This is a genomic window from Microcoleus sp. B6-A1 (assembly GCF_036705085.1).
GTDB lineage: Bacteria > Cyanobacteriota > Cyanobacteriia > Cyanobacteriales > Microcoleaceae > Microcoleus.
Genome location: NZ_JAUBTU010000075.1, coordinates 19465 through 36667, shown reverse-complemented (window position 1 = coordinate 36667; position 17203 = coordinate 19465). Strand labels below are relative to the sequence as shown.

The 17203-nt window shown below is 47.3% G+C and carries 11 protein-coding genes; 8 read left to right on the top strand and 3 right to left on the bottom strand.

Features of this window, described 5'->3' with window-relative positions:
• Nucleotides 1-322 precede the first annotated feature (322 nt).
• Entirely contained in the window at nucleotides 323-2137 is a 1815-nt protein-coding gene (gene lepA, locus QUB11_RS23380) for a translation elongation factor 4 (RefSeq protein ID WP_333199064.1), read from the bottom strand.
• A 328-nt stretch (nucleotides 2138-2465) separates the two neighbouring features.
• Here lepA and QUB11_RS23375 point away from each other — a divergent pair, with 328 nt between their 5' ends.
• From QUB11_RS23375 to QUB11_RS23365, 3 genes are all read left to right on the top strand, one after another.
• On the top strand, nucleotides 2466-2693 hold the full coding sequence (locus tag QUB11_RS23375; RefSeq protein ID WP_333199061.1) for a hypothetical protein: 228 nt from the start codon (nucleotides 2466-2468) through the stop codon (nucleotides 2691-2693).
• A gap of 564 nt (nucleotides 2694-3257) precedes the next feature.
• Nucleotides 3258-5156: an ATP-binding protein gene (locus QUB11_RS23370; RefSeq protein ID WP_333391842.1), complete on the top strand. Its 1899-nt coding sequence runs from the start codon at nucleotides 3258-3260 to the stop codon at nucleotides 5154-5156.
• 981 nt (nucleotides 5157-6137) lie between these two features.
• The gene (locus QUB11_RS23365) at nucleotides 6138-6947 is read left to right on the top strand and encodes a GAF domain-containing protein (protein ID WP_333199057.1); all 810 of its coding nucleotides are present in this window, start codon (nucleotides 6138-6140) and stop codon (nucleotides 6945-6947) included.
• 406 nt (nucleotides 6948-7353) lie between these two features.
• On the opposite strand, the gene QUB11_RS23360 is transcribed toward QUB11_RS23365, so the two are convergent.
• On the bottom strand, nucleotides 7354-8892 hold the full coding sequence (locus QUB11_RS23360; RefSeq protein WP_333199055.1) for a PAS domain S-box protein: 1539 nt from the start codon (nucleotides 8890-8892) through the stop codon (nucleotides 7354-7356).
• A gap of 320 nt (nucleotides 8893-9212) precedes the next feature.
• Here QUB11_RS23360 and QUB11_RS23355 point away from each other — a divergent pair, with 320 nt between their 5' ends.
• Together QUB11_RS23355 and QUB11_RS23350 are read left to right on the top strand one after the other, a co-directional pair.
• Entirely contained in the window at nucleotides 9213-9863 is a 651-nt protein-coding gene (locus QUB11_RS23355; protein WP_333199052.1) for a DUF3386 domain-containing protein, read from the top strand.
• A 662-nt stretch (nucleotides 9864-10525) separates the two neighbouring features.
• Nucleotides 10526-10762 carry a NifU family protein gene (locus tag QUB11_RS23350; RefSeq protein WP_333032298.1) on the top strand — a complete coding sequence of 79 codons (237 nt, stop codon included), beginning with the start codon at nucleotides 10526-10528 and terminating at the stop codon, nucleotides 10760-10762.
• On the opposite strand, the gene QUB11_RS23345 is transcribed toward QUB11_RS23350, so the two are convergent.
• A complete protein-coding gene (locus QUB11_RS23345; RefSeq protein ID WP_333199050.1) occupies nucleotides 10763-10951 on the bottom strand; it encodes a hypothetical protein in 189 nt (62 codons plus the stop codon).
• A 32-nt stretch (nucleotides 10952-10983) separates the two neighbouring features.
• Here QUB11_RS23345 and QUB11_RS23340 point away from each other — a divergent pair, with 32 nt between their 5' ends.
• The 3 genes from QUB11_RS23340 to QUB11_RS23330 all read left to right on the top strand — a co-directional run bounded on the left by QUB11_RS23340 (nucleotide 10984) and on the right by QUB11_RS23330 (nucleotide 16959).
• Nucleotides 10984-13230, top strand: coding sequence for a glycoside hydrolase (locus tag QUB11_RS23340; protein ID WP_333199048.1), 2247 nt, complete (start codon nucleotides 10984-10986; stop codon nucleotides 13228-13230).
• A gap of 406 nt (nucleotides 13231-13636) precedes the next feature.
• Nucleotides 13637-16204, top strand: coding sequence for a PAS domain S-box protein (locus tag QUB11_RS23335; RefSeq protein ID WP_333199046.1), 2568 nt, complete (start codon nucleotides 13637-13639; stop codon nucleotides 16202-16204).
• A 362-nt stretch (nucleotides 16205-16566) separates the two neighbouring features.
• On the top strand, nucleotides 16567-16959 hold the full coding sequence (locus tag QUB11_RS23330) for a response regulator (protein ID WP_190655560.1): 393 nt from the start codon (nucleotides 16567-16569) through the stop codon (nucleotides 16957-16959).
• Nucleotides 16960-17203 lie beyond the last annotated feature (244 nt).

Here is a 17203-nt window from a genome sequence, read left to right as displayed (position 1 = left end):
CCTGTTCTAGATGACTGCAAACAACTACAAAAAACTGACTCTTTGTGGAACAGGCATCTTGCCTGTTCCTGACAAAATGCCACAAGAAAACAGACTCTTTGTGGAACAGGCATCTTACCTGTTCTAGATGACTGCAAACAACTACAAAAAACTGACTCTTTGTGGAACAGGCATCTTGCCTGTTCCTGACAAAATGCCACAAGAAAACAGACTCTTTGTGGAACAGGCATCTTACCTGTTCTAGATGACTGCAAACAACTACAAAAAACTGACTCTTTGTGGAACAGGCATCTTGCCTGTTCCTGACAAAAGGCCACAGAGATTACGAATCTCGATCGAGCTTCAGCACAGCCATAAAAGCCTCCTGCGGCACATCCACAGTACCCACAGACTTCATCCGCTTCTTACCCTTCGCCTGCTTTTGCAGCAACTTCTTCTTCCGCGAAATATCACCGCCGTAACACTTCGCCAACACATCCTTCCGCAAAGCCGGAATGTGTTCCGAAGCAATCACCTTCGCGCCAATGGTCGCTTGAATCGGCACCTTAAATTGGTGGCGGGGAATCAACTCCTTCAGTTTTTCAGTCAACCCGCGGCCCACATTATAAGCCTTATCGCGGTGTACGATCATCGCCAAAGCATCAACCGGATCGCCATTAATTAAAATGTCCATTTTCACCAACGGATTTTCGCGATAACCGATGAGGTGATACTCCATGCTCGCATAACCGCGCGATCGCGATTTCATCTGGTCAAAAAAGTCAGTCACCACCTCCGCCAAAGGCAACTCGTAAACCAGCGTAGTTCGGCCTTGACTCAGATACTTCATATCCATAAAAATGCCCCGCCGACTTTGAGACAGTTCCATCAGCGCGCCCACATAAGTTTCCGGCGACAGCATTTCTACCCGTACATAAGGTTCCTCAATTTTCTCGCGATACTGAGGATCTGGCAAGTGGCTGGGATTGTCAATTGTTAATACTTCCCCTTTAATTGTTGTGATTTGATAAACCACAGAAGGAGCCGTAACAATCAAATCCAAATTGTATTCTCTCTCCAGTCTTTCTTGCACAATTTCCATGTGCAGCAAACCCAAGAAACCGCAGCGGAAACCAAATCCCATCGCGCTGGAAGTTTCCGGTTCGTAAGAAAGCGCCGCATCGTTGAGTTCTAGTTTTTCTAAAGCTTCCCGCAAATCTGGAAATTGGTCAGCATCGATCGGGAACAAGCCGCAAAAAACCATCGGCTTTGCCTCTGTATAACCCGGCCAAGGCTCCGGTGCCGGCTTTTTGACCAAAGTAATCGTATCGCCGACGCGAGCATCAGCTACGGCTTTAATTGCCGCGCCCAGATAACCCACTTCTCCCGCGTGCAGTTCGTCTACTGGAACTTGAGTCGGTGAAAGGATGCCCAATTCATCGATGACATATTCCTTACCCGAAACCATCAACAAAACTCGATCGCCCTTTTTGACACTTCCGTCCATCACCCGGAAATACACAATTACCCCGCGATAAGCGTCGTAATAACTGTCAAAAATTAGCGCCCGCAGCGGTTTGTCAACAGTATCCTGCGGCGGCGGCACCAATTCGACGATCGCCTCCAAAATCTCATCTATACCAATTCCTTCCTTAGCCGAAGCCTCAATTGCCCCGCTACAGTCCAGACCGATAATTTCTTCAATTTCCCCTTTTACCCGTTCCGGTTCTGCCCCCGGCAGGTCAATTTTATTTAAAACTGGAATAATTTCCAGATTGTTTCCCAAGGCAAGGTAGACATTTGCCAGGGTTTGTGCTTCTACGCCTTGAGATGCGTCTACCACCAGCAGCGCCCCTTCGCAAGCAGCGAGCGATCGCGACACCTCGTAAGAAAAGTCCACGTGTCCGGGAGTGTCGATCAGATTCAGCACGTACTCCTGACCGTCCTTGGCAGTATAATTCATCCGAGCCGCTTGCAGCTTGATCGTAATGCCGCGTTCGCGTTCGAGATCCATATTGTCTAAAAACTGCTCCTTCATCTCCCGTGCCTGCACAGTCCCAGTCGCCTGCAACAGGCGATCGGCCAAGGTCGATTTTCCGTGGTCGATGTGAGCAATAATCGAAAAATTACGAATGCGAGATACAGGGACGTTAGTCATGTTTTTTATCTAAGAGCTAATCGGCAAAGGATACTTTTTGTTGTATGATTACACAAGCAAGAGTAGAGTGCTTACTTCAACCTCTTACTGGGGATTGAGAGGAAACCACAACTGAGGCAAACCTCAAGAGTATCAGTTATTAGCCTTTCAAGTGTCCGACGCAGCCCGGACACCCAAAAGGAAAAAACTTTTCTCTGTCTCATTGTACAGAAAGCTGTTAAGCGGTTGAGGAAAGGTGGGGTGCAAATCAGGGACTGCAAATATCTAGTCCAGTCGGTTGTCATCAAAAGAATTGAAACTTAAGAATTAAAACTAGGATTTTTTAACTATGAGCCAGTCAAGTATACCCTCCCACAGTTCGTCAGAAAAAGTGGAACTATCTATCCATATCGATCCTGAACTGCTAGACCAAATTAAGCACTTGACGAATGACCCCAGCAAAGTCATTGAAACAGCAATCAAGCAGTGGCTCCGAGGCGAGCGCCGGGAAGACGAGCTGGCTCTGAGTTTACGCCGCAACCCCCCAGTCCCGCCACGCGGTGAATGGAACGACTGAGGCGCTCTCGCCCCAGACGGCGCGCGCAAATCTGCAGGCTGTGAAATTTAGATCGCGCGGGCGAGATCCTGCAGATTTCGTGGCTAAAGCTACAGGTGGTGGGCGAGTGAACTCGGCTAAATCACAACCTCCGAACTATTCTAGGTGAGGGAAAAAATGCGTGGGCCATTCCCTGACTAGATTTGTTCGCAGCCTCATATTTTGGCGTAATTTTCACAGTTGATAGTTAATCGGTGCAGATTCCTAATTTCTCAATCTTAATTTTTATCTTTAAATTACCCAAAACGGCTGAGAACGAATAGTTTTGAGTTTTGAGTTGAGTTCAGAATTAAAGAATTAATATTTTATGAGTTCATTAATCACTCAAAAGTCAATAGTAGAAGCCTAAAAGTTTTGCAATTTGTGAGTTTTGAGCGATTAATGTTTTAATTAAAAAGCCAACAATTTTTTAAGTGATTAATAACTCACAAATTAACAGTAGAAGCCCCAAACAAGGGGGAGTATTGAGTTCTTTATTAAAAACTCAATACTCAAAAATCCGAACTACTTTCATCCCCTACTCTGATGGACTCTAACACAGATTTCCGGCGATCGAGCTTCGCCTCTACAGCCTTTTTTCAAGAGTTAGGAGCAGAATTAGTATTTACCCAAGACGCAAGGGGTCGATATCTATCTTTTTATTGGCAAAAAGCCGAACAGTACAACCTTACAGCAGAACAAATTGTCGATCGCCCCCTCAGCGAAACCCTGCAACCCATCCCCCCTGCGCCTTATCTCGATATCCTGCGGCGATCGCTCGAAACCCTCGTGCCGCAACGCTTCAGCTATCCATTTTGCCACGCCGGACAATATTTGCTCTTCGATTTGACACTCACTCCGGCGATCGACTCAAACGGCAAAGCTACAAAAGTATTAGTTATGGGAAGGCTGCTGTCTGACAAACCCGCAGACAGACGGCCCGACTCCCCAGAATTCATGCTCTATCGAGCTTTGCCATCCCCCTTGGACGCCCGCCCACAAATGCCGCTTCCAGCAAGCCGTATCCCCGGTCGATCGCTCCCTCCCTACTCGGAAATAGATCGTAAAATCATCTCCCAAATCGCTCAAAACCTGCACAAAACCCTCGATTTAGCCACCATTTGGCAGCAAACTGTTAACAGCTTGGGTCAAGTTTTGAACGCGAGTCGCTGCATCATCTGTTCCTACAAAAAAGACAGCGAAAATCTTGAAACATCCCCCTTACTTGCCTCGGAAAATCAGCAAAATTCGACCGCCACAGCAGCCGAATTACAACAGTCAATAGCTAGCTACCCCTCGCCCCCGCTTTCCCCAGCTCAAATCGAAAATCTCCAATCGAAAACTTTTAAAGTAGTAGCTGAGTACCGCCAAGAAGCTTACTCTTCTATGCTGGGAGTAGAACTGCGCGCAGCCGAACAGCCGGGGTGGATTCAAACTTTAGCCACCTTAAAACCAGTAGCAGTCGATTACGCCTCCCCCGCCGCCGATCCCTTCCACCGCCATTCCGTGCTCGTAGCAGCTACCTCCTATGAAGACCAACCCAATGCACTGATATGTTTGCACCGCTGTGGCAGTTCCCCTCCATGGAGTCCAGTCGAACTCGAATTCGCCCGCGAGTTAGTCGCTCAAGTCGGCAGTGCGATCGCCCACGCTACACTTTACCAAGAATTAGAACAGGCCCGCGCCGAAGCCGTAGCTCTTTCCCAACTTAAAAGTCAATTTCTTGCTAATACTTCTCATGAACTCCGCACCCCCCTCAACGGCATCCTAGGCTTCCTAAAACTGCTTATGGACGGCATGGCAGATGACCCCGAAGAAGCGCACCAATTTATCGAAGAAGCTTACCGATCAGCAGTACATTTGTTCAATGTGATTAACGATATTTTGGATGTCGCTAAAATTGAAGCTGGCAAAATGGAGTTAGACCTCGCTCCCGTCAAACTCGGTGAACTGTTGCAACAAGTTGAGGATTTTACACGGGTTCAAGTCGAGCAAAAGCGATTGCAATTTCAAATCCAAAAACCCCCTGTGGAGGACGAGATTATTTTGTATGGCAACTACCAACGCCTGCTTCAAGTAATCTTGAACCTCACGGGCAATGCCATTAAATTTACCGGGGAAGGGGGAATTCGCATCAGTGCCGAAATTATTAAGAAAAAGGTGACTGTTCACAACCAGCAGTTCCCCGGAATGGTGAAAATCCGAGTCGCTGATACTGGCATTGGCGTTTCTCTCGACAAGCAGGATAAATTATTTGAGTCGTTTTTTCAGGTAGACGGCGCTCGTACCAGGCAATACGGCGGCACGGGTTTGGGATTGGCTATTTCTCAAAAACTGGTAGAAGCAATGGGGGGTACAGTAAATTTTTACAGTATGGGGGAAGGACTCGGCTCGACGGTTACTTTTACTGTGCCTCTTTATCAAGAACCACTATTTAAAAATTAATCATATCGATTCCGGTGCAACCGGCATCATTGTTGACTGTTGACTGTTGGCTGTTGACTGTTGACTGTTGAAGGAGGGGTCAAAAAAATGAAAATTGCGCGAATTATTTGTGGGCATCTTGATTAGACTTTACGCGCGACGATGAAGGACGGATTTGATATTATTCCGGCGCAGCCGGAATTGATATTACCAATTACCAATTACCAATTACCAATTACCAAAGTGTACCTTACTCACTTAAAAATTGCTATATTCCTGTATTCGTAAGTTATGTTTCGTGAATAAAAGTCATCGATAATTGGTAATTATCCTACAAACACAGTTCGATCGCCCACCAGCGTATCAATTTTGACAATCAAGCATCCAGGATACCCGCCACGTGATTCATCCGTCCAGAAATAAAAAACCTGTATCCGATGAAACTTGCCGAACGTATTTATCTCGCGCAAGTCAATGCTTCAATTCTAAAATCTCAAATCTAAAATCTAAAATCTAAAATCTAAAATCTAAAATCGATTGACTTTTATCCGTCGCCAAGCTCCCTTTTTGGGAGTTTTGGGATCATATTGATCACCCACGCTACTTCTGATCCCCACCCAGAATTGGCATAAATCAAATCCGGGGGATACGGATAACAGCTCATCTTTAATCTGTCGGCTGGAAGCTCACACCTCCGAGTAAACCCCCATAAACCGCCAACTTTACAAGAACTTCATGCCTACTTTTAGCACTGATTCAGCTTTTCAATCCCCTACTGTCAAGGATTTTTAAGAAAACAGGATGCTCTCTCTTCTATGTGAAAATCATAAAGATCTTGTAAAGACACCGCAAATACTTAGTAATGTTTGACGGTCTGTGGCAATATTTAAGTAGAATTACGTAATCCATAAGTCTGACAGAGGCTGGCTGGCAAATTCAGTAACTCCCAGCCCTGTTGCCGGAGTGGTAAACTTTTGCCAGTCTAGTAGAAAAAGGGTTGCTATGAATCAGCAAATATCAGCTCAATCGCAAAAGCTTTTACTCCAAATTGGCAGAAATATTCGTCGCACCTTGGATCTCAATACCATCTGGCAGCAAACAGTTAACACTCTGGGAGAAACACTAGGCGTCAGCCGCTGTATCCTTTGTCCCTATGAAAGTTCTAGCCTGCAAGTCAAAGTAGCTGCTGAATACTGCCAAGAACCATTTTTACCCATGCTGGGAATGGAAATCTCGCTCACAGCAGCACCTCATTTCCTTCAAGCTCTAGCCACCCTCGAACCGGTGGTAGTAGACTCCTTTGCAGCCAATGACCATTTTGGGCCGCAGTCGCTGCTAGTGGTGGCTACCGCTTACCAAGAGCAAGCTAACGGCATAATTAGCTTGCATCAGTGCAAGGGTCGATCGTCCGGGAAGGGTAAGACCGATCAACCTTGGACTCAATGCCAGATCGAATTCGCACAAGAACTTGCCGAGCAAGTAGGAAGTGCGATCGCCCTCGCCACCCTGTACCAAAAGGAAAGCAAGCGAGTACAAGGACTATCCCAGCTCAAAAAGCAATTTTTGTTGAAGGCGTCCCACGAGCTCCGCACTCCCCTAAATCACATCATCGGCTATCTACAACTAACCATAGACGACCAAGCTGACGATCCCATAGAGGAGAGAGATTTTATCGAAGAAGCTCACCGTTCGGCTATCCACCTTTCTCAGGTAATTTCCAATATCTTAGATTACATTGAGTTAAGTGAAGCTTGCCAAACTCACGCAGAGTTAGCCACTTTCAGGAGTCAGGAAAAATCGGGGCATCAGTAAACCTTCTAGTGGCGTATTTAACAAGTCTAATATTTACGTTTCCACAAGTTTTACCAGGAAAAACCTGACACTTTATCGATAGATTCCCTCAATAAATTCGATAGCTGGTTCATCAATTATTTTTAGGGAATTATAGTTTTACACAGTACAGCATAGCAACTACTACACGTAGTAAGCTGTCGAGCATTTAAATTACATATTGTCGGTTCCCCGTTTCCCGTTTCCTGTTCCCTTTCACCAAATCCTCACACCCTATTTAAATGCACAACAGCTTAGGGCGGTGTATTTATCATATTATGTCCGCTCGAACGACTCACATCAAATAGGTTATTTGACCGGAAAGGATATTGCAAGCATAAGATTACACTTTTGCACTTTTAATGCTTATAACTTGTGCTTGATAGAATTACCCGTCGCCCTTTTTTTTCGGAGCTTTTGGAGGGCTGACATAGCGCGCCCAAAAAGGTTCCTCCATATCTTTCATCGCTGCTAGTTTTTGGCGCTCTTCCTCTATGCGCTTGCGTTCTGAGAGATCAGAAAATATGTTAATACTGCCGACAGTCTGGCCGCCCGCATCTCGCACAGGTGCGGCAAACAGCCAAACATCGATCGAACTACCGTCTTTTTTCAACAAAGATATTTCCAAACCGTTTTGCGGTTTGCCATTAGACGCAGACTTTAGCAGCGCGTAAAAATCTTGCTTTTGGCCTTCAGGAATATTCGGTAAAGGTTTCCCTAAAACCTCAGCCGCAGTCCAGCCAAAAAGTTGTTCAGCGGCGCGGTTCCAAACAACGGTATTGCCGTCATTGCTGGTACAGTTAATCGCCAGTGGCGCCGAGGCTATCTGGGCTTGCAAAACTTGGTTAACGAGTTGCAGTTTCAATTCTACTTGCTTGCGATCAGTAATTTCCTGACAAGCGCCCCACAAACGGACAACCCGTTCAGAAGTTTTGTCCCACACCACTTGCCAGTAGTCCCGCACCCAGCGCACCTCGCCTTTGTGATTAATAATGCGATACTCATTAGCTCCAGTGCGGCTGAAAGTACAGCCTTCTAATTGTTTAATTAACATTTCCCTGTCGTCGGGATGAACGAGTTCGGAGTTCCACCAACCAAAGGATTCTAATTCTTCAGGAACGATCCCGGCGCAGCGCTCAAAAGCTTCTGTCGCCCACTCGCAGGCGAACTTACCGTCGGGCAGTCCCTTAAAAGAATAGGCAAAATCCGAAGTAATTTGCGACATAACTCTGTAGTGGAGTTCCGACTCTCGGACAGCGATTTCCGCTTGCTTTCGTTCCCCTATTTCCCGCGAATAAATTATAATTCCCTGCACGCTAGAATCGTAAAGCAAACTGTTACCTATCGACTCCATGTAGATCCAAGAACCGTCAGCGTGGCGTTTCCGATATTCAATTGCCCCCCCAATTCCGGGAGCTTCTAACAACTTACCAAAATACGTCTGCCAAGCCAGCAAATCGTCTGGATGGATTAACTCGCCGTGAAATTTGCCAATTCTTTCTTCTGGATTGTAACCCAAAAGCCGCTGTAGAGCTCCGCTGTGGTATCGAACTCGTCCGTCGGAGCCAATAATGCTAATTAGATCGGGAGAATTACGCAGCATAGCTTGCAGTTTAGCTTCGCTTTTAATTAACGCTTGATTGTCCCTGCGATGCTGGCTGATTTGTTTTTCTAACTGCTCCCGTAGCTGTCTGATTTGCCCTACTTGCTGGGATACAGTGCGTTCCAAGAGGCGATTATTTTTTTCAATTTCAACCAGCTTGGCCGCGTTATATGTCGCGCTTTCAAACAGGTTGCTTGCTGCTATTTCCTGCAAAGAATTTGATAAATCCTCCAAAAATTTTGTGAAAATTGCCTGATGCGGGTGTGGCAATTCCCTAGCTTGTTCCTGCAATGTTTCTAAGTGTTTGTAGACAGTTTCTAGCATTTTATTAAGGGGGGAATCTAATAGTTGCCTGCGGGTGCAACCCCTAAAAAGCGGACACAAGTTTTTTCAACATAACCCATAACAAAGACTGGTAGGTGGCGATCGACCCATCGCGCTCTCAATAACCAGGAATTTTGGGACTTTATCTTCAAATCATAGCAACCGATAGAGACAGTAAATTCTGGTTGCGCCCTAATTTCCAGCCCAGCCGCACCCCCAAGAAGTGCTCGCCAGGAGTGCGGGTAACTCCCCTACCCAGTGAATGTAGGGCTTCTCGCGGTTAAGCTAAACTAGATGGGTGTCAAGAGAAAGAGGGATTTATGACAGAGCAAGCCAACGCTCGCGATTTGTTTCGCGCTGCTTACGAACACCGCTATACCTGGGATGCCAATTTTCCCGGTTACAGTGCCGATATTGAACTCAAACAGGGCGACGAAGTATATACGGGTCATGTTTCCATCAAACCCGACATGAGCGTGGAAGTCAGCGGCATTGAAGATGAGGAAGTGCAGCAAAGCGTCTACACCCAAATGCGCGATATTGTCACCCACCGCAAACGATCGACATTTGAAAAATCTCACGGCAAAAATACCTTCACCCTGGGCGAGAAGGACAGCACCGACGCTGTGGACATCTTGGTGCAAGGCGACTCAATGGGTTCGAATTATAAAATCCGAGGTCTCTCAATTTGTCAAGTCAGCCGGGTGATGGGCCGCATGGCTTTCGTAATTGACACGCACAAAAGCTTAGAGACACCCGAAGGTTCTTTGGCTACCCACTACGATGCCGTTTTCCGCAACCCCCAAACAGACGAAATTATCAAAGAACTCGAATTTGAAGATACCTTTGAGAAGATAGGCGACTATTATGTCATGACAAAGCAAGTAGTTCGAGCAAAAGAAAAAGGTCAACTGACAACAACCGAGTTCAACTACTCCCACGTCAAACTGCTAGAACCAGCAGTAGTGTAGCGCGATCAAAAACCCGATTTCTTAAATAAAAGGGTTTTTTTGGTTAACGTATCAGAATCAACTTGATTTGGCGGCAAGTAACGCTACGATCGAACGAGAGAGCTAATTGGGATCGAGCATCAGCGTAAGGAACCCCACGCCTAAAGGCGGAGGCTTTTAAGACTGTCCGGCTCTTTGAGCGGGATTGAATCGAGAGCTTACCTTACCAGCCTAAGTCTTTACTGACTACGTTTTTTGAGTCACGACACCGGAGAATGCGAAGCTAGTTTTCCGCTCTGTCGCTAGTGGTTAAACATCTGTACAAGGGTTAAGGACGTGCTGCTAGCCTAACAAGCTCTTAAAACATTGGCGAAGCTAACATTACCCCGCAAGGGAGTTTGAGGCAACCATACCTCACTGGAGAGGCAACCATACCTCTCCAACCCCGAAAGGGGATTTTAATGCGACGGTCGTCGCTGCCGCTGTCCTCCCCATGCCTAAAGTCAGGGGCTTCTCGCTCGTTTTTCGGTGACAGAAACCGGGTTTGCTGCAGCCAGCTCATTTGAGTACGCAAGTCTTTTATCAAAAAACCCGGTTTCTTAAATCCCGCGCGGGTTGAGAATGCTGTCCTTGATTCAAATCGAACTTTCATCAACTGCAAGAAATCATCACAGAGGCGAAATATGACACTAGCACTAACCAGAGATAACGTCGAAACAGTTCTCGATGAAATGCGCCCCTACCTAATATCGGACGGCGGCAACGTCGAGCTCGTAGAAATTGAGGGCCCAGTCGTACACCTGAGACTGCAAGGAGCTTGTGGCTCTTGCCCGAGTTCCACAATGACTCTGAGAATGGGTATTGAACGTCGCCTGCGCGAGGCTATCCCAGAAATTGCCGAAGTCGAACAGGTAATGTAATTAGTCAGTTGGCAGTTGGCAGTTGGCAGTTGGCAGTTGGCAATTGGCAGTTGGCTGTTGACAGTTGGCTGTTGGCTGTTGACTGTTACCAATTACCAGTTGACTGTTGACTGTTGACTGTTGACTGTTGACTGTTGATTGTTGACTGTTACCAATTACCAAATTTAATTGCCAATTACCAATTACCAAATTTAATTACCAATTACCAATTACTAAATTCAATGTCTCACCCCCTTTATGTAGCCTTCATTTGGCACCAACACCAACCGCTCTACAAATCCAGAGTATCAGCTAGCACAGCAGCAGCTCAGTACCGACTGCCTTGGGTGCGCTTGCACGGAGTCAAAGACTACTTGGATTTAGTGCTCCTCCTGGCAAAATATCCCAACCTGCATCAAACCGTAAACTTGGTTCCCTCCTTGATTTTGCAGATAGAAGACTGCATCGCAGACAAAGCATTAGACCCTTACTTGACGGTGACATTAAAGTCAGCAGAAATTTTAACCCTCCCAGAACAAGAGTTCATTTTAGAACACTTTTTTGACGCCAATTACCATACTCTGATTCAGCCACACCCCCGCTACGCTCAACTCTACACTCAGCGGCAGGAAAAAGGCATTCAGTGGTGTTTGGAAAACTGGAATTTGCAGGATTTTAGCGACTTGCTGGCCTGGCATAATTTAGCTTGGATTGACCCGCTGTTTTGGGACGACCCCGAGATTGCAGGGTGGCTGAAACAAGGACAAAATTTTAGTTTGGTAGACAGAAAAAACATCTACTCAAAACAAAAAGAAATTCTTGCCAGAATCATTCCCCAGCACCGTAAAATGCAAGCTGAGGGACAGTTGGAAGTCTCCACAACCCCCTACACGCACCCGATTTTACCGCTGCTTGCCGACACAAATGGCGGCCGCATAGCTATTCCAAACATGACGCTGCCACAACACCGGTTTCAGTGGGAAGAAGATATTCCCCGACACCTGAGAAAAGCCTGGGAAATGTATGAAGACCGGTTTGATTGCCAACCACGCGGTTTGTGGCCGTCGGAACAAGCAGTTAGCCCGGAAATTTTGCCCTACATTGCCAAACAAGGCTTTAAATGGATAGTCTCGGACGAAGCAGTTTTGGGGTGGACAATTAAACACTTTTTCAACCGAGACGCCACAGGGAATGTCTACGAACCAGAATTCTTATATCGCCCTTACCGTTTAGAAACTCCTGACGGTGATTTAGCCATAGTATTTAGAGACCACAGATTGTCCGACTTGATCGGGTTTACCTACGGTTCGATGGAACCGGAAAAAGCAGCATCAGATTTAGTGGGACACTTAGAAGCGATCGGCAGAACTCTCAAAAACCGACAACCCGACGGCCAAACAGCTTTAGAAAATCCCTGGTTAGTGACGATCGCCCTAGACGGCGAAAATTGCTGGGAATTCTATCCCCAAGACGGCAAACCGTTCTTAGAATCCCTCTATCAAACTCTCAGCGACAATCCAGATATCAAATTAGTCACAGTCTCGGAATTTCTCGACAAATTCCCAGCAACCGAAACAATTCCCGCAGCCCAACTGCACACCGGTTCCTGGGTGGACGGTTCCCTCACAACTTGGATCGGCGATCCCGCGAAAAATCGCGCTTGGGACATATTAGGGCCCGCCAGACAAATGCTGGCAAACCATCCAGAGGCCACAGAAGAAAGCAACCCAGAAGCTTGGGAAGCGCTTTATGCGGCCGAAGGTTCCGACTGGTTCTGGTGGTTTGGCGAAGGCCACACGTCGAACCAAGATGCCATGTTCGACCAGCTATTTCGGGAACACGTAGCGGGCATTTACGAAGCTCTCGGCGAGCCTGTACCCCCGGAAGTGCGACGGCAAGTAGAGGTGCACGAGGTTCAAGGCGACCACCTGCCGCTGAGCTTTATTCACCCGGTGATTGACGGTATCGGCAACGAACAGGATTGGGACAAAGCCGGTCGGATTGAAGTTGGGGGAGCAAGGGGTACGATGCACCGGAGTTCGGCAATTCAGCGCCTTTGGTACGGGGTTGACCACTTGAATTTTTACATTCGTGCCGACTTCAAGGTAGGGGTGCGGCCGGGAATTGATTGCCCGCAGCAGTTAAATTTGTTCTGGTTTTATCCCGATCGCACGATGAACAACAGTCTGATTCCGCTGTCGGGTTTACCTGACGAAGCACCGCTCAACTATCGATACCACCATCAGTTAGAGATTAATTTGCTGACGAAATCGATTTGGTTTCAGGAAGCAGAAGAGGGCGATCAGTGGCAGCCCCGCATTAGCCGCGCCCAAGTGGGAGTGGATAAATGTTTGGAGGTAGCAGTGCCCTGGGCGGATTTGCAGATTATGCCCGACTGGCAGGTGAGGCTGATTGCGGTTTTATCGGAAGGGAGTTGTTACTCTAGCTGTATGCCGTTCGATTCTTTGATTCCGATCGGAATGCCGTAAAAAGTCATTAGTCATTAGTCATTAGTCATTAGTCATTAGGCTGTAGGGGCGGGTTTCACCAGCTTTCATAGAACTGACAACCCAAATAAATATAAACCCGCCCCCTGAATTAGTCAACAGTCATTAGTCATTAGTCATTAGTCATTAGTCATTAGTCATTAGTGATTTTTTGAACCAACAAACAATTAAATAATTATCAAATTATATCAAATTGGGGATTCTACTCTGGCTACCTAATGCCTTGATAATTTCGGTCGCATCCGGTCGAGCGAGGACTATAAAATATGTCTGTAATGAGGGATTCATCACTCATAAAAAAGAGGGATAAAGTCATCACTACAAACCTTATTGTAATAGTTGATTTACCGGAAATCATATCATTAGTCATGGGGAAATTAACAAACTAATGAGCCGCATTTTACTCTTGGTCGATCGCCACCAACAACTTAATTTGCCGATCGCCCACCTCAACACCGAGCATGAGGTGATTGTACTCGATCGCGCTTTAAATCCCAACTCCGAATTTCCCATTCCCCAAATCGCTTTTGACTTGTGCATTCTCGACGAGGAAAATTTCGATCGGATCGGGCCGCTGGTAGAATCATTAAAAACTGCCGCCGAGCCGATATTTTTACCCTTTTTGCTTGTTAGTAAATCCCAAACGCCTGCTCTTGCTGAGCAGCCATTTTCGCAGCAGGCAAAACAACTCGAACGCAGAATAGACGATTTGATAGTAAGTCCCGTCGAACCCACCCAACTGCATTTGCGGGTAGAGAATTTGTTAGCCCGCAGGTGGCTGTCGCTAGAACTCCACAGACTTCAGGAAGTAATTAAAGAACAGACTTTTACAGAAAGTTTGTTAAAGGACTCGCTGCAAACGGCAAACGAAAACCTGCAACGGGAAATCGCCAAGCGGGCGGAGGTAGAAACTGCACTGCGAGAAAACTCCTATCTCAACTCGCTGATCAATGCCATGCCAGATATTGTCTGCTTCAAAGATGGCGAGGGCAGGTGGCAGGAGGCAAATCAAGCGATATTGGAAGTTTTCGGGCTAGAAAAAATAGACTACCGCGGCCTCAAAGATTCTCAGCTAGGAGAACTCAGCATTTTTTACCGCGAGGCCCTACAGGCTTGCGAGGTCAGCGATAGAGAAGCGTGGGAAAAAGGTGAGCTTTCTAGGGGAGAAGAAGTGATTCCCCGCTCAAACGGTACTGTGAAAATCTACGACGTGATTAAAGTACCCGTATTTCACCCCGACGGCAGACGCAAAAGTATAGTGATTTTGGGTCGGGACATTACCGAACACAAGCAAACTAGAGACGAACTCGTGCGCTTGGCGTCGATTGTCGAGTCTTCCGACGACGGCATCGTCGGCAAAACTCTCACGGGGACAATTCAGAGCTGGAACGCAGGAGCAGAGAAGATTTACGGCTACTGTGCGGCGGAAATCAAGGGGCAGTCGATCGAGATTTTAGCCATACCCGAACGCCCCAAGGAAATGCCTCAAATATTGGAAAATATTAGGGCTGGAGCCACCATCGACCATTACGAAACCGTGCACTTGCGGAAAGATGGCCAACAGATAGATGTGTCCCTGACGATTTCTCCGATTAAAGACGCGACTGGAGCGGTAACGGGCGTTTCGACAATCTCTCGCGACATCAGCGACAGCAAGCGAGTGGAAAAAGCCTTTGAACAACTCCGCCACCAAACAGAAATGATTTTGTTCTCCGCAGGAGAAGGAATTTGCGGGTTGAACAAACAGGGAAAAGTAACTTTTGTCAATCCTGCGGCTGTGAGAATGGCTGGGTGCGAATCGAAGCAATTGATCGATCGACCACTCTATGAAAGCTTACACCGTTCACAGCAAGAATGCTCAAGGGCGATCAAGCAACTGTCACCTGCAACAGACATCAATTCAGGGTCGGAACTTGTCCCACACTGCGCCGCACAGCAGGCGGGCAAACTGCTGCCGAACCGGGTAAGTTCTCAAATTTTAGCCACCTTGGAAGACGGAGAGGCGCGGCGCGTCACCGATGAGATTTTTTGGCGGCGAGACGGCAGCAGTTTTCCGGTTGAGTACGTTGTCGCTCCGATGCGAGAACAAGGCGAAATTATTGGAGCTGTAGTGACTTTTAAAGATATCACGGAGCAGCTTGCCGTCGAGCGCATGAAAGATGAATTCATCTCTGTTGTCAGCCACGAACTGCGGACACCCATGACCTCAATTCACGGCGCTCTCGGCCTCCTCAACAGCGGTCTGCTGGACGCTTACCCCCAGAAAGCTAAGCGGATGCTGGAGATTGCTGTCACTAACACTGACCGTTTGGTGCGCTTGGTCAACGACATCTTAGATTTAGAGCGGATGGAGTCGAGTTACAGCACTGCTATCAAACAAACTTGCAATGTGGCTGAGCTGATGTTGCAGGCGGCTGACGAGATGCAGGGAATGGCTCAGCAGGCGGGAGTTACTCTGTCGGTGAAGCCTGTGGGGGCGCAATTGCAAGCTGTTCCCGATCGGCTAATTCAAGCCTTGACAAATTTACTCAGTAATGCTATTAAATTTTCTCCCTCCGGCGCTACGGTTTGGCTGAGCGGGGAGTTGACCCACAATCTGGATTTGGCAGAAAAAGCAGCGCACAAGTCGGTGTCGTCTCCGTCTTTGTTGTCTCCTGAGCCGACCGCCGCGCATCCGCATTTGTCAGGGACGAGTTCATGGTACATCGTGATTGCTGTGAAAGACCAAGGGCGGGGTATTCCGCCAGACAAGCTGGAGATGGTCTTTGAACGCTTTCAACAGGTGGATGCTTCTGATTCTCGCCAGAAGGGAGGTACTGGTTTGGGGCTGGCTATTTGTCGCAGTATCGTGCAGCAGCACGGGGGGCGGATGTGGGTGGAGAGCGTTGTGGGGGAGGGCAGCACTTTTTTCTTAACTCTGCCAGTTTTAAGGGAGGGGCTTGCAACTGAAAGTTAATTTCTACTCATCAGGTGTACCCAAAGTTAGTGATTTTCTGCAGATTGTTCGATCGAGTCATCGACAAACAATCTCAGCCTTTTCTGCTGTTTGGGGACTGCGGGCAAAAAGCACAATTTGAGGTCGAAAAGCGGCTTTTTTTGGGTGGGATATTTTACAGCAACCGCGCCACAGGGTGAGGACGTTCTTAGTTGAAACCCTGGCTGTCGATTACAACTTCGGTCTTCCTTGTTCCTTCTTCCTTCAACATCTGCTATACAGTTTTGAAAATTTACTGTACAGTCCGATCGGCTAAGATAATTTGCTTTATAAAATATTCGCATTTCGCCTCTAATCTGTGATCAGTTCTCCTTGCTAAAAAAATGTTAATTTTGACTGCCAAGCGCATCTTGGTTATTGACGATGCGGAAGATATTCGGGAAGTAGCTCAAGTCAGTCTTGAACTCGTGGGCGGCTGGGAAGTCCTGACAGCGAGTTCGGGCCGCGAGGGCGTTGCTAAGGCTCTTGCCGAACAGCCTGATGCTATTCTATTGGACGTGATGATGCCCGACCAAGACGGGCCTACTACTTTTTTACAGTTACAAGCTAATAAGGCTACGCAGCACATTCCGGTAATTTTATTGACTGCTAAGGCTCTGGCTGGGGACAGGCGGATGTTCGCGGATTTGGGGGTTGTGAGCGTGATTGCTAAGCCTTTTGAACCGATGTTTTTGGCGGCTCAGGTCGCTGAAGCTTTGGGCTGGGAGCAAGAATAGATCGATCGCCCGCCTTGAATTGTGCAGCTTTTCAAGCAGTAGTTTTGCAGGCAAAGAGAGTTAAAAAAACTTGGTTTTTTTGGTATGGTTCCTTAGATAGAATCAGGGCGATCGGACAGGATATATGTAGCGACTTAGGCGCCGTGCCTTTCGTCCTGCCAGCTTAAGACTCAAAACCTCAGTCCGGTATCAGTTTCCACCCTGTCGGTATTGGGGTGAAATTGATACCAATTAGGGATGCCTA